A 14,614-nucleotide genomic window follows, 5' to 3' on the forward strand; every position below is an offset into this window, starting at 1 on the left:
TCATGGAACATCAAATCCGATTGGCAATTAAAAAAGCCTTAGATAAATGTGAAGCTGCAAAAATGCCTCACGTTTGTCTATTAAAACAAACTAAAACAGGCTATCAAAGACTAGAATCATTGATACTGAAGCTCATGATAAAAAACGAGTTCACACCTTCAGAAGCCATTGCTCATATTGAAAACGAGAACCTGTAAATGAGAAACTACTATTCAGAACGGATTAGGCTTATAGAAGATGTCATTGATGATATGCGTAAGCAGGGAATGCACGATAAGCAATCAGATACATCACAAGACTACAAAGCTCTGCAACTTGGTTTTATATCTGATTTTGTGCGCTCTGAATATGAATCAGAATTTGCAGAACTAGACAATGATGACAAATCCGTAGAACCTACTCAAATAGAGCTATGCTCTTACAGTAATTTCTTTGAGAAATACCCTCATAAAACCGTAGGAAAGAAGTTTTTATCTTCTTCATTTATGTTCGCTGTTCAGTCTAAAGCTACACTACAGGAAAGTGCAGCGATGCTAAAAAGAGAAATTTCTACACTTAAAAAGACTACTTCAACTCCCTCAAAACTAAAACTCAAAATGAAAGCCAAAGCCCTCAAATTACTTCAATTACAAGCACAAGCCGAACTAGAGTTAGGTACTGGCTTGAATGGCTTGGACGGTTTGGGAGCATTGGGCGAAGTAGATAAAAAAGAAATTTCTGCGAATGCCTCTCTACTGGCTAAACTTGTCAAAAAAGAAGAGCAAAGAGCTAAAAAAATTAATTCTTTTGATGATAACTTTAAAAGATACAACAAGGGAATTAGTGAAAATGAGATTAAGGCGTGGGTGTGGTTTAAACAGTCGCAAGGTAGTCCGATGCACGGTTGGGAAAAATATTTCTTGAAGTCCACAAAACTCACAGTAAAAAATGAAGAGGTTTTAGTAACCACTCAATCTACTACTATCAAAGACAATCACTTCAGAGATGAAAAGAAAGTTCCTTCTGGGTCTATTTTGGGGAAACCTACTCGTTTTCAAAATGAGTATGACAATAAAACTTTTCAGATTTTTACAGACAAAGAAGGGCATAAAAAGTATGTAGATAAGTCTCATGTACGCACACAGCGCACTCAAGCCACAGCAGACCCAAAAGAGCTAAGTAAACTTGTTAAAGAAGGAGCTTTATTTGTAGGCGAAACAGACTTTTTGCCCTTGCCATTGTTTACCTTCGGAAACGTCTATGATAGGATTTTAGCTCTTGAAGAGAAAAAGAGTTTTATCCTAGAACAATACGGGCAAGATGTATATGAAAAGCATATTGAAGCTCTAAACGCAGCCAAACCTCGTCCTTTGTCTGTACTTACTCCAGATGCTACAAAGCGTCTGAAAATACTTCCCTTTTCTACATTTGCTAAAGAATTTAAGATTAAAAATGATGCTGAAGGCAATGAGATAGGCGATGAAGATGGTATTAGTCTGAATAGTTTTTTCCGTATTTGGTTAAAGCAAAATTTAGAGCTGATAGAAACACAAGGTATTTCTGGTTACAATATCATTCATCACTACTTAGATGGTGGTTCAAAACCGAAAGAAGAGAAAGAGTTCATTGAAAAATACGCTCGCTTAGAAGGGGATAGACTGTTTGATATTTTCCTTCACACAGGCATATCTGTCAATGACCAAAAGCGTTTGGATATGGCTTGGAACAGACAGTACAACGGGTTTGCTAGTTTGAACTACAAACGTATTCCTATTGGTCTTACAACCTCTGCCCTATTCAAAGGCAAATCGCTTGCTTTTATGGAGGCACAACGAGAAGGAGTAGCTTACATTGATGCTGTGGGTTCTGGCTCTATTGCATACGATGTAGGAGTGGGAAAGACGATGACGGCTATTCTTATCTTAGCTCAAAATATTCAAAACGGCACGTACAAACGTCCTTTGATTGTTGTTCCTAAACCTACGTATGAGAAATGGAAAAATGAAATCAATGGTTATAAAGATAAGAAGGGAAACTTTGTAGAAGGTGTACTATCTCATTTAGGCATCAAAATTAATGATTTTGGGAATATGGGAAAAGCCTATATCAATCCAAAAACGATAAATAAGCAAGTAGAGGAAAAGTCTATTACGATTGTTTCCTATGAGGGTTTTTCCAGAATTGGTTTTTCTCCTGCCCTAGAAAATGAACTGCTCAAAGATTTATCTAAAATCGTCCTTCAAGATGATGATTCATCTAAACGAGATTTGGAAAAGCAGTACGAAAACCTACGAAAATTAGTAGGTCGTACTGCCAAAGGCACAGTCTGTGATATTGACGTTTTGGGTTTAGATGCCATTATCATTGATGAGGCACACAACTTTAGAAACGTGTTCTCTTACGTTCCTGCACAAGAAGGTGTGAAAAGATACAGTACACAAGGTTCTACCTCAAGTAGAGCGCAGTCTGCTTTTATGCTTTGTAATTATATACAACGCAAATATGGAGGAAATGTCGTCTTACTTACAGCGACACCTTTCAATAATTCGCCTTTAGAGGTATATTCTATTCTATCGCTGATTGCTCTCAATAAAATGGAGAGAGTAGGTGTAAAATCACTTTCTCAATTTATGGAAACCTTTATTCAAGAGACCTATGAGGTCGTTGTAACAGCTTCTAATAAACTGGCGCAAAAGCCTGTGGTCAAGTCGTTTCAGAATAAAAGGTCATTACAAAGTCTTGTGTTTTCTTATATCAATTTCAAGACTGGAGAAGATGCAGGCGTACGTCGTCCTGTGAAAGTAAATATTCCTAGATTGTCGTATAGAAACAGTAATAATGAGCTAATTCATTTGAAGCCAAGTGAGCAAATCACAAGCTATCTGCAAATGAATGCGATGCAAGACGAATATCAAAAGGAAGCTGTCTCACTTGCCGAACGAGGAAGTGGATTTAAGGAAAAAGGAAAAAATGTGCTTGTAGCTATGAGCATGAGCCGAAAGAATGCCTTTAGTCCTTTTTTACTTTCTGATGAAAAACCAGAAGATTATTTAGATTTTGTAGAAAATAGCCCCAAAATACACTACACAATGGAGTGTATTGCTTCAGTCAAAAAACACCACGAGAAAAGTGGAACGCCTGTTTCTGGTCAAGTGATTTATTCTAATATTGGCAAGGTCTTTTTTCCACTTATAAAAGAATACTTAGAGAAAGAAGTAGGGTTCAAAAAAGGAATTACTTTCAGTAGAAAAAAATTCGACGAAGTAGAAATTGTTACAGGCGATGGAACGGCTGCCAGAAAAGAAGCTATCAAAGAAGCCTTTTTGAGTGGAATCGTAAAAGTAATTATTGGCTCTTCTACCATTCGTGAGGGAATTGACTTACAGAAAAGAGGAACAGTTATTTATAACCTCTATCCAGATTATAATCCTACCGATATTAGACAACTAGAGGGACGTATTTACAGACAGGGAAATATGTTTGGCTATGTTCGTGTAGTAACACCTCTTATTCAGAACTCAATGGACGTATTCATTTTCCAAAAGTTAGAGGAGAAAACAGCACGTATCAACGATATTTGGGCAAAAGCTACGGATGAATCTAATGTACTTGACCAAGAGAGCTTAGACCCAGAAGCTGTAAAGTATGCCCTTTATACAAACATTGATAAGCTAGTTGCTCTAAAAGTCGCTGAGATGGAGATGGAAATTCTCAAATCCAGAAGCAAGATTGAAAATGAGCTAAGTACACTTAGAGAGGTAGAAATGTCTCGTAATTCGTATGAAACTTCTAAGAAGATTATTCAAGAAAAACTACCACAATTTAAGCGTTTACTCATTAATTTTTTAGAAAGGAATGAGGCAAATTCAAGCAAAGAACTAGAAAAGAAGAAAGAAAAATACACCTCTATTCTGCAAGATATAGATGCTTATGATAATTCGGATGATAAGAAATTAGTACGTGTTGCGTTGCGAATAAAGAGAGAGCAACAAGACTTCTTTAGAAACTACTCTTATACAGACCACTTAGATAAGTTTAGGGCAGCACTAACAAAAATCAACAAGTCAGAATCTATCCTTGCCAAGTATGATGGCAATATTGAGGAAGCAATCAAGAAAATAGAATTTTCTATTACAGAGCAGAATCAAAAAATAAAAGAACTGAAAGACCAAAAGTTTTTACAATCTATCTATAACCAAATTGTAGAAGAGAAAAAGAAACTCAATATCACAGGGCGTAGTCCACAAGCAGCAGCTAAAGACTTTGCACAACTCAACTATCTCTTAGACTATACAATGGCTGATGTTGATGGAGTACATGGAAATCCATTGCCTACTGATAAGCCTAAATCAACGCTAAAACCAAAGGCATTACCTCAATCCACTACAAACAAGGCTAAAGTAAAACTCAAAATGAAAGCTAAAGCCCTTAAACTTCTTCAACTACAAGCACAAGCTGAACTAGAACTAGCAGCCTAAACTATCAACACTATGAATTATTCTAGCTATTTATCACAATACAACCAAGCGAATCTAACATCTTCACAGTTTTCCCCTACGGTTTGGAAAGCCTTTGACGAAGGACACAAAACACTCTCTGAACTCAATGAGAATGGTCTGATTGAAGATGAAGACTTTAGTGAGGTAGTCAAAGGACACTATGCTAACTTTCAGAAAATGCTCAAACAAACAGGAGCATCAACACCGAAAAAGAAAGCAGCTTCGCCAAAAAAAACACCTGTGAAAAGAGCTACTACTCGTAAAAAAGTAGCTACAAAAAAAACGACTACTCGCAAAGCACCGTCGAAAAAAACAGCTACAAGAAGAAACCTTCCCACAGTAGTAAAAAACTCCAAAACGGTTACAACCAAAAGAAGTAATCCGATGGAAAGTGAATTAGGTTTATCATTGATTCGTAGATTCTTAAATATGATAGGAAAGAAGAAAACACGTAATAGTTTGCAGCTTCTTCTAAATCGTATCAATAAAGCAGCCGTAAACAAGGAAATACGTGCAAAAAGTCAGTATGCAAAACCTTTGAAATATGTAGCTGAAAGTCTTGTGAATGCCTTAAATACAAGCTATGCGACTATCAAATTTTCTCAAACCAAAGAAGGAGCAGAACTGCTAGAGCCATATATGAATGACAAGCAATCAATGTCTATTCGTTTGCTTCGTCAGTTCTACAACGCCCAAAATAAGAAATTCACAGCAAGACACGACAAGCTGATAGAAAATCTAAAGAAAGTAGATAAAGATGATGCTTTCTACCCAGATGTAAAAGCAGCTATCAAAACTCTTCAGACGGCAAAACAAAACGGAAAAGCTGTCAAGGCAACACGAGCAACACTCAAAGGACTAAACGGCATTTGTAAAAAAAAAGGTAGTCTGAATGGCTTAGATGGAATGGGCTTGCACCCAGCCGTTGCAGGAGCTATTGGTGGAGCTGCAAGTGGTGTCGTAGGTGGTTCGGTGTATCGTGCGCTCTCTGGTGTGGAATTGATGGACGTGGACTATGATACAATGAATTTAAGTTTTGACTTTAAAGGTATTGGTTTGGACGATATGCCTAAAAATGCCTCTATTCTAGCCTTTGGAAAACCAAAACATGGGAAATCTACTTTTGCGCTGCAACTAGCCAATGAGCTTTCTAAGCAAGGAAGTTTACTTTATGTTTCCAATGAGGAAATGATGGGAGACGGTAAGCCGTCCAAATCTTTACAAGATAGAGTAAAGCGAATAGGCTACACACCAAGTATGTTTTTCTCTAAAAACTTGAATGTACAGCTAAAGAAGTTTCAGTTCATTGTTATCGATTCTATCAACTCATTAGGATTAGATATTGAAGCGTGGAGAGAGCTTAGAGATATGTACCCAAATACATTTTTTGTCCTTGTAAGTCAAGTTACCAAGTCTGGAGTGTTCAGAGGTAGTCAAGAATGGGCGCACGACGTGGACGTACTGGTAGAAGTTAAAAACGGACAGGCTGATATTATGGGACGTTTTGGTTCTGGGGACTATCAAATTTTTGAAAATCAAATCTAATTATGAAAATCTATCAAAAAAATGGTTTTGTACAGATTGTAGAAAATGATGTTATCATTGATAGCATTCCCATTACAGACGTGCGTGTTACACGCTCCACGTTGGGCATTCTTATCACAAGTAAAGAACACAATTTTTACAAGAAAGTAGAAACCGTAGAAGATGAGCTAGGCAATACCTACCAGACCATAGATGAAGCTCTCAATTATCTATCTGAAAACATAGGCAACAATAAAGTGGAAGACCCAAGAGAGTTTTCAGACGAATATTCAGACGAATTTGCTTAACTAAAAAACAATATCAACAACACTTACTTAAAAATATCATGGGAGTTATTAAAGCACTTTCTGATGCTTCTTTTTTAGATAGTATCAAAAAAGGCATCACAGCAGCCAAGCTGCGTGCAGCCTTTACCCTTGTAGAACAACAACTGACAGAAAAAACAGAGGCTATTCTACGACCAATTTCGTTTGTAGCAGAATCTACCAATTCAGTTTTGAATATAGCCAATCCCTATCCTGCTAATACGCTTGCTACAATTACGGTCTATAAACAAATTTATGTAACTGGAGTAGCTACTGAAATCGGCTATCGTGAGGTCATTCCTACCTCAATTACAAAAAATGTAGCTCTTCAAAACGATAGCTACAAAATTGAAGGTTTAGCAGACGGAAAATATCACATAGTATTTTCGCCAGCAGCAGAGTTCACACCTTATTCTAACAGTTAGTAGTAATCAGTTATCAGTAAATAGCTGAATAATGATAACTACTAATAAACTGACAACTGACAACAAACTTACTTATTTTTCATAAAAGTTAAACAGATACACAATAGCATACTGGTAACTGTTTACTGATAACTGACAACTGAAATATTATGGGAATCATCAAACAAACTTCTGATAGTCTTATCATTGACAACACACAAGAGCTTATCACACCATTAAGAGTTCGTCAAGTAAATGATGTTATTGATGGACAAGTAGAAGGCATACAAAGTTCTATCACAACGATAAATCAAAATGTTACTACGCTTTCTAGTAGTAGTGTTCCTATTGGTGGACTGACTGGACAAGTTCTAGCCAAGCGTTCCAATACTGATAATGATGTAGAATGGATAGCTCCTCCTAGTGGTGGAGTGCAACTGCCAGACGGAACAGGACATCATTCAAAGTTTTTACAAACTACTGATGAAGGATTAGCGTGGAGTAGTCCATTACCTTCTGGTGGAACAACAGGACAAGTTTTAACCAAACGCTCTAATACAGACAATGATGTAGAATGGATAGATGTTACAGCAGATGGTGATTTCTTGCCTCTCTCTGGTGGTACAATGACTGGTACTATCAATATGCAAGAAAATAATATTACTAATTTGGGCAGAATAGAAGAGAATTTTTACGATGCAGGTTCATATTCTAATCGTACTATCTTTTTTGAGCCAGATGCAGAGAATGATGTTTTTCATGTCAGCACACATTTAGAATATAACTCTGACCAATCAAGTAAATTTTCTGCTAGAAGTTTGGTAGATAAAGGCTATGTAGATGGAGAAGTACAATCCTATTTACCTTTGTCTGGAGGGCAAATGAGTAGTACAGCAAAAATATTCAAAGCAGGAGGCTTACAAATAGACTTTGAACAAAATACTATCAACAGTATCAACACATTACGTGGAAATATTTTTGATTTGGATATGAATGCAGGATATGTAGATAGGGCAGCTTTAAAATATCGTAGTGATTTTTCAGCGAGTTTTACAGCTAGAAGTATTCCAGATGTAGAGTATGTAGATGCTCAAAAACCAAAAAAGTATGTACAAAATGGCATTGTGTTAGGTGCAGATACTGAAATAAGAACAATTACTCACAATCTAAATACAAAAGACCTTTTAGTAATTTTAGAGGCAGGGGATGGAAGAAAAGTAATAGAGCAGTATTTTACAACAGACCCAAATGACCAAGCCTTTGATGGATTAAATAAATGCCGTATTAGTTTTGGTTCTGATGATACATATAATCTGACAATTATTGGTTTTGTAGATTAAAAATGAAGAAGCTATGTTTGAAAAAATGTAGCTTTTTTTATTGTACAAAAGTGTGTAGTTAAGGGCTACACACTACATAAGGGGTATTACCAATCTTGGATTAGTACAAATGTAGGGAATTATTTTTTATCACGAAAGACTCTGTCAAATTCATTTTTGACTAACCATTCGTCAATTACTTTAGCATACACACTCTCTGTATATCTTACTGTTTTGTGTCCTAAAACACGACTTACTGTTTTTACTGTTATACCACTATTAAGCAAAAGTGCGCCTAATGTATTTCTTGATATATGAGAGGTCAGGTATTTATTGATTCTTGCCATTTTTACACAAATACGCAAGTTTTTATTGTAAACGTGTCCAGTTACAGGAGTGGTATCAAAGTTTACTTTTTTCAAAAACTTCATTCCATTTGGTAATAGTGGAATCTGCTGATAAATATCTGTTTTACCACGTTTTTTAATGAGCCAGTTCCAATCAGTTTCATTTTCTGCTATTCTGAAGTGTTCTGATTTACTAAAAGCTGCTAAATCTCCGTACGCAAGACCAGTATAACATTGAATGACAAATAAATCTCTGACACGTTCTAACTTGTATTCTTGTGGGAGAAATGTCAAATTTTCTAGTGTCTCTAATTCTTCTGGTGTCAGATAAATGTACTCCTTTTCTTTCTTTGGCAGATACACATCATATTTTGCAACAGCATCTTTAGATAACTTTCCAGTTGAATAGCCAAGTTTGATTGCAGCCTTTATTCTACCAATGGTTTTAGCTACATAATCTACACTTTCTATATCTCCACTTGCTAACATTTTTTCTGCAAGAGCCTCTAAATCGGCATGATTTAATTTTTCAGCTTCTAAATGTTCATTTTGTCTATTATCTCTCAAATAAGGAATTAACCAAATTCTTAATGTTGTATCATAGGTGTTTAAAGTTACTTGTTTTCGTTTTTCAATATTTTTCTTTCTCTCAATCAGTTGTTCAAATAGTTCCACTACTGTAACTTTAGGCTTTAGCTTATTTTCATAAATATCCGAAATCTCTTGAATGTGTGATATAGTATCTTTATTGTGAAAATAAATTCTTGTTAAGTCTGCTTTTATATCATCAAGCACAATATTGTAAGCATCTGCATTCCTTCCTATAACTTGAGTTCCATTCCAATATTTTGGATAAATTCTCACTTTAGTAGAAAGTGGTACAGAGCGTTGTCCGTCATAAGAAACATAGTATTGAACTGTTCCTAATTTATTTTCTGGTTCTTTTTTGTTTTTCCTAAGTGAGAAAACAACATTCATAAATCTTTTTTTTGAATTGCATAAGTTCTGGTTTTGGTAAAAAAAAAAGACAAAGTTATGTTTCCTACACTTTAGTTGTGTTTCCCAGAACGTATATAATGCACAGATGTAAGTATAAGCATATTTTTAATTCAGAGCATAAAAAAAGGCTTGTAGAACCATTCTACAAGCCTTTTATAAAGGTGTAATTTGCCACTTTAAGTGAATTGAGGTTGCGAGCGGATTCGAACCGCTGTACACGCTTTTGCAGAGCGTTGCCTAGCCGCTCGGCCACGCAACCTTTTTATTTTTGATTCCCTAAAGTTTGTGCTTTAGGGAATGCAAATCTACAAATCTTAATTGATTCTGCAAAGAAAAAGTTCATTTTTATTAAAATCTAATAAAATAATTACTTTTTGTTACTTAACTACGTCTCCAAACAAATCAAATTCTTCAGCTTTATTTATCTTAACATTAGCAAAATCGCCTATTCGTAAATAAACTTTTCTTGCATCTACCAAAACTTCATTATCTACTTCTGGAGAATCATATTCTGTTCTTCCAATAAAATAATTTCCTTCTTTTCTATCGATAAGCGTTTTATAAATCTTACCTATCTTTTCTTGATTAAGCTCTAAAGAAATTCCTTGCTGTATTTCCATTATTTCAGCCACACGTTCTTGCTTTTCTTCTTCTGTCAATGTATCAGGCATAGAATGCGAATGCGTATCTTCTTCGTGAGAATATGAAAATACTCCTAATCTATCAAAACGCATCTTTTCTACAAAGTCTAGTGTTTCTTCGTGGTCTTCTTGCTCTTCGTGTGGATGTCCTGCAATAAGCGTAGTACGAATAGCAATTTCAGGTAATTTCTGACGAATAGAATCTATTAACTCTTCTGTTTTTTCTCTTTTTATTCCTCTACGCATTGCCTTCAAAACTTTATTTGAACCACTTTGTAATGGAATATCCAAATAATTACAGATTTTATCGTGCGCCTTCATAGCATCAATTATTTCTATTGGAAAGCCTGTTGGATAGGCATAATGCAAACGAATCCATTCAATTCCTTCAATATCAGCCAATTTTTCTAAAAGCTCTGGCAAAACTCGTTTTCTGTAAATATCAATTCCGTAATAAGTTAATTCTTGTGCAATAAGCATGATTTCTTTTGTTCCTCTTGCAGCTAAATTTTTAGCTTCTTGAACCAACTCTTCCATCGGACGAGAAACATGTTTTCCACGCATCAACGGAATAGCACAAAAAGAACATGCTCTATCACAACCTTCCGAAATTTTCAAATAAGCATAGTGTTGAGATGTTGTTGTCAGACGCTGCCCTAAAAGTTCGTGCTTATAATCAACATTGAATCTATTCAAAATCAAAGGCATATCTAACGTGCCAAACCAATCATCTACTTCTCCAATTTCACTAGAAAGTTCGTCTTTATAACGATGCGACAAACAGCCCATTACGTATAATTTATCTATTTCGCCTCTACTTTTGGCTGCCGAATAATCTAAAATCGTATTTATAGATTCTTCTTTTGCTTTTTCTATAAAACCACACGTATTAATTATGATAACATTTGGCTCTTCAACTTTCTTTTTGGTTTCTAACTGATGATGAGCATCAATTTCATTTGCACGAAGCTGCGTAAGTATATTTTCAGAATCCACAAGGTTTTTAGAACAACCTAGCGTAATTATATTGACTTTATCTTTTTTTGCTGTACCCGTTTTCATTTACTGTTCTATTTTTGAAGCTAGTTTTAGAAAATAAAAATAGCTAGTTGATTTTCTCTTTAGAAATAAGGTTGCAAAATTACATAAAAAATAATTCAAAACATAGGCTCAAAGTTTTAAAATAGAATAATAACAACTTGATTTTCAATGAGATAAATTATTTTTTTTGTGAGAAGGTTTATTTATATTTAAGTTAATTTCAATGATAAAAAACTTTGTAAGTAAATAATTATGAAAAGAATAGTGATGATTTTTTGTGTTCTTTTAGTCTGTTTTGGGTTTTCTGAAAAAGAAAAGTCAAGAATTGAAGAGAATTGCTGTGATTCAGAAATAAATGTAATAAGTTGTTTGCCTGTAAAAAAAATAGCTCCTGGATATGTATTTTATAAAAAAGAGAAACAAAGAGTAGTAGAAAATAAAACTTCTCTATTACTAAAAATGAATGTAGAAAAAGGAGTTGATTATATGTTACGCTATGAACTTCAAAATAGAAATGGTTATTTGAAGCATACAGGAGGCTTATTTTTATTGAATCAGAAAAATGATACGTTAGTAGAGACTTTTATTAATGGAAAAAGTTACGATGGTTTTACTTATAAATCTGAAAATAATGAAACTCTGTTAGTTTATTTCAACCCTCATGAAAATCCATTACTACTCCAAAAACACAAACGAAAAGATAAGTGTGCAAAAGTACGTTGCATAGAGTATACTATCGGAGTTAGAATGGTTGCTGCAAAAGATTAACTCTATTTTCTTCAACAAAAAAAGGCAGAACAAAACATCCTGCCTTTTTCTAACAATACGAATATAAAAAATTATGCTACCTCAACTTCTTTGAGTTCTCTTTGAAGAGCTTTTCCAAGTGGTGTTGCAGAAGCTGGATTTTGTCCTGTAATAAGTCTTCCATCGACAACTACTTTTGCCTCTCCTTTTGCAGCTTGATGAAACTCTGCACCTCGCTGACGAATCTTAGATTCTACCAAAAACGGAACTACGTCTTCTAATCCTTGGTCTCTTTCTTCTTCATCAGTAAATGAATTTACATCTTTTCCATCTATCAAATACGAACCATTGCTTAGTTTGAGATTTACTAAAGCTGCTGCGCCATGACAGATAGAAGAAACAATTCCTCCACTCTCATAAATGGTTGCTGCAATATTTTGTAATTCTTTATTTTCTGGAAAATCCCAAACTGTTCCGTGTCCTCCTGCAAAAAATATTGCTTTGTATTCAGATGGTTTTATTTCAGATGGTTTTTTTGTGTTTTCTACTTTTTCTCTATAAGTATCGTTTTCCCAAAATTCTTTGTTAATATCATCACTCAAATCAAAAGCCGTTACAGGAGCTTTTCCTCCTTTTGGACTTACAAAATCCATTTCATAACCTGCTTGATAAAGCTCTTTCCAAGGATGTGAAACCTCGCTCAAATGATAACCTGTTTCTTTGCCTGTCTCGCCTAACTCTCCATGGCTTGTTACTACGAATAAAATTTTTCCTTCTTGCTGTGTCATAAATATAAAAATTGAAGTTTAAAAAATAAATGTTAAAAATAGTTTAGATAAAAATAAATCATAAACTGTAATATAAAACGTTCATTTTGCCAAATTGTTTATATAAAAAACTCTGCTTCATTTAACTTACTAGAACAGCAGGAATTATTATTCCAACTCTTGATTGATTTGGTTCTGCTTATCAAAAACATTCGTACCCAACAAAAAATTGTTTCTACTCACAAAATCTAGTATATTAGTCAAAAAATTAATTATAAAATCAAACTTAACTATAATAGAATTATGGAAGATAAAAACGTAGAAAATACGAAACCAGCCTACGCACACCCTATGATGCGTGAAGATGCCCTTAAAGGAAAAACAATCGTTATTACTGGTGGTGGAACAGGTTTAGGTCGTGCAATGGGGACTTACTTTTTACAATTAGGAGCTAATATTGTCATTACAAGTCGTAAACTAGATGTTTTGGAAAAAACAGCTAAAGAAATGGAAGCCGAAACTGGAGGAACTGTTCTTCCTTTGGCGTGTGATGTACGTGATTATGACCAAATCGAAAAGATGCTTAAAGATTCCGTAGCAAAATTTGGAACTATTGATGGTCTTTTGAATAATGCAGCAGGTAATTTTATCAGTCCGACAGAGCGTTTATCACATCGTGCCTATGATACAATTGTTGATATTGTTTTGAAAGGGACGTATTACTGTACACTTGCTTTTGGAAAACATTGGATTGAAGAAGGCAAGAAAAATGACTTTGCTTCTCCAAAAACAGTTTTGAGTATCGTAACTACTTATGCAGAAACAGGTTCTGGTTATGTTGTTCCTTCGGCTACTTCCAAGGCTGGTGTTGTGGCTCTCACGAAATCTTTGGCTGTGGAATGGGCAAAATATGGCATTCGTTTCAATGGTATTGCACCGGGGGCATTTCCTACAAAGGGAGCGTGGGAACGTTTGATGCCTAAAAATTTACAAGACAAATTTGATATTAAAAATCGTGTTCCTGTACAACGAGTAGGCGACCATCAAGAACTTGCTAACCTTGCAGCTTATCTAATTTCTGATTATTCTGCTTATATCAATGGTCAGATTATTACGATTGATGGTGGCGAAGTGGCTCAAGGTGGAGGTCAATTCTCTATGTTAGAACATGTTCCTCAAGATATGTGGGATATGGTAGAACAAATGACTCGTAGCGCAAAGAGTAGTTAAACTCTAAATCAATTACGAAACTACTAGAACTGATTAGCAAGTGATTTGTATGATTTTTAAGATGAAATACAAGATAGTTTGAATAAAAATACTTAATGAAACTTTTATGTATTATCCTGTAATTATCATAGTAGTCATATAAATCACTCGCCAATTCATTTGTATTTAATCTTCATTTACCAATCAGTGATAACGATAAATCATGCAAATCAAAAAAGACGATAGCCTTTTACTTTTTATTGATGTACAAGAAAAATTATTCCCTCACATAAATACCCATTTTGAGTTAGAAAAAAAACTAGGTCAGCTTGTTGAAGGAATGCAGGTTTTAGATATTCCGATTATTGTTTCAGAACAATATACAAAGGGATTAGGAAAGACAATAAGCTCTGTTTCTGAAAAACTAAATGAAAATACGGCTACTTTCGAAAAGATGACTTTCAGTTGTATGCAAAATCAAGAAATTGCAGCAGCCATCGAACAAAGTGGGAAACGAACAATTATTTTAGCAGGAATAGAAGCACATATTTGTGTTCTTCAAACAGCTCTAGATTTGTGTCAAGAAGGATTTGATGTTGTTTTGGTGCTTGATGCAGTTGGTTCTAGAAGTGAAGAAAACAAAAGCATTTCAGTATTAAGATTACAAAACAAAGTAGCTTTCACAAGTGTAGAATCAGTTCTCTTTGAGCTTTGTGGTGTAGCAGGAACAGAGCAATTTAAGGCTATTTCTACGATTATAAAGTAGATTAGTTAGTGATTTGAAAAGGTAAGCCAACTATGTATTTCTATAT

Annotated in this window: 12 protein-coding genes and 1 tRNA gene; 9 read left to right on the forward strand and 4 right to left on the reverse strand. The window is 34.7% G+C overall.

All coding sequences use genetic code 11. From position 1 onward, the window contains the following. The first annotated feature begins 2 nt into the window (after window positions 1–2). From WAF17_RS10870 to WAF17_RS10895, 6 genes are all read left to right on the forward strand, one after another. Window positions 3–197: a hypothetical protein gene (locus tag WAF17_RS10870; RefSeq protein ID WP_338769916.1), complete on the forward strand. Its 195-nt coding sequence runs from the start codon at window positions 3–5 to the stop codon at window positions 195–197. Further along, entirely contained in the window at window positions 198–4,457 is a 4,260-nt protein-coding gene (locus WAF17_RS10875) for an SNF2-related protein (RefSeq protein WP_338769918.1), read from the forward strand. Window positions 4,458–4,469: 12 nt separating this feature from the next. Beyond that, window positions 4,470–6,023: a hypothetical protein gene (locus WAF17_RS10880; protein ID WP_338769920.1), complete on the forward strand. Its 1,554-nt coding sequence runs from the start codon at window positions 4,470–4,472 to the stop codon at window positions 6,021–6,023. A 2-nt stretch (window positions 6,024–6,025) separates the two neighbouring features. Next, the gene (locus tag WAF17_RS10885; protein ID WP_338769922.1) at window positions 6,026–6,310 is read left to right on the forward strand and encodes a hypothetical protein; all 285 of its coding nucleotides are present in this window, start codon (window positions 6,026–6,028) and stop codon (window positions 6,308–6,310) included. A gap of 38 nt (window positions 6,311–6,348) precedes the next feature. Next, complete coding sequence (locus WAF17_RS10890; protein WP_338769924.1) at window positions 6,349–6,753, forward strand: hypothetical protein; 405 nt, start codon at window positions 6,349–6,351, stop codon at window positions 6,751–6,753. A gap of 149 nt (window positions 6,754–6,902) precedes the next feature. Continuing rightward, window positions 6,903–8,072, forward strand: a complete 1,170-nt coding sequence (locus WAF17_RS10895) for a hypothetical protein (protein WP_338769926.1) — start codon at window positions 6,903–6,905, stop codon at window positions 8,070–8,072. Window positions 8,073–8,191: 119 nt separating this feature from the next. On the opposite strand, the gene WAF17_RS10900 is transcribed toward WAF17_RS10895, so the two are convergent. The 3 genes from WAF17_RS10900 to rimO all read right to left on the reverse strand — a co-directional run bounded on the left by WAF17_RS10900 (window position 8,192) and on the right by rimO (window position 11,100). Continuing rightward, window positions 8,192–9,376: a site-specific integrase gene (locus tag WAF17_RS10900; protein WP_338769928.1), complete on the reverse strand. Its 1,185-nt coding sequence runs from the start codon at window positions 9,374–9,376 to the stop codon at window positions 8,192–8,194. 209 nt (window positions 9,377–9,585) lie between these two features. After that, window positions 9,586–9,656: transfer RNA gene (locus WAF17_RS10905), tRNA-Cys, on the reverse strand. 118 nt (window positions 9,657–9,774) lie between these two features. Continuing rightward, window positions 9,775–11,100 carry a 30S ribosomal protein S12 methylthiotransferase RimO gene (gene rimO / locus WAF17_RS10910; RefSeq protein WP_338769930.1) on the reverse strand — a complete coding sequence of 442 codons (1,326 nt, stop codon included), beginning with the start codon at window positions 11,098–11,100 and terminating at the stop codon, window positions 9,775–9,777. Window positions 11,101–11,331: 231 nt separating this feature from the next. On the opposite strand from rimO, the gene WAF17_RS10915 reads away from it, so the two are divergent. After that, window positions 11,332–11,847, forward strand: a complete 516-nt coding sequence (locus WAF17_RS10915) for a hypothetical protein (RefSeq protein WP_338769932.1) — start codon at window positions 11,332–11,334, stop codon at window positions 11,845–11,847. A gap of 71 nt (window positions 11,848–11,918) precedes the next feature. Here WAF17_RS10915 and WAF17_RS10920 read toward each other — a convergent pair whose 3' ends face one another. After that, window positions 11,919–12,614, reverse strand: coding sequence for a type 1 glutamine amidotransferase domain-containing protein (locus WAF17_RS10920; protein ID WP_338769935.1), 696 nt, complete (start codon window positions 12,612–12,614; stop codon window positions 11,919–11,921). Window positions 12,615–12,896: 282 nt separating this feature from the next. Between WAF17_RS10920 and WAF17_RS10925 the strand changes: the two genes are divergently transcribed. Beyond that, the gene (locus WAF17_RS10925) at window positions 12,897–13,823 is read left to right on the forward strand and encodes an SDR family oxidoreductase (RefSeq protein WP_338769938.1); all 927 of its coding nucleotides are present in this window, start codon (window positions 12,897–12,899) and stop codon (window positions 13,821–13,823) included. Window positions 13,824–14,025: 202 nt separating this feature from the next. Continuing rightward, on the forward strand, window positions 14,026–14,568 hold the full coding sequence (locus WAF17_RS10930) for an isochorismatase family protein (protein WP_338769941.1): 543 nt from the start codon (window positions 14,026–14,028) through the stop codon (window positions 14,566–14,568). The last annotated feature ends 46 nt before the right edge of the window (window positions 14,569–14,614 follow it).

This window comes from Bernardetia sp. ABR2-2B (assembly GCF_037126435.1).
In the GTDB taxonomy this organism is placed as follows: Bacteria; Bacteroidota; Bacteroidia; order Cytophagales; family Bernardetiaceae; genus Bernardetia.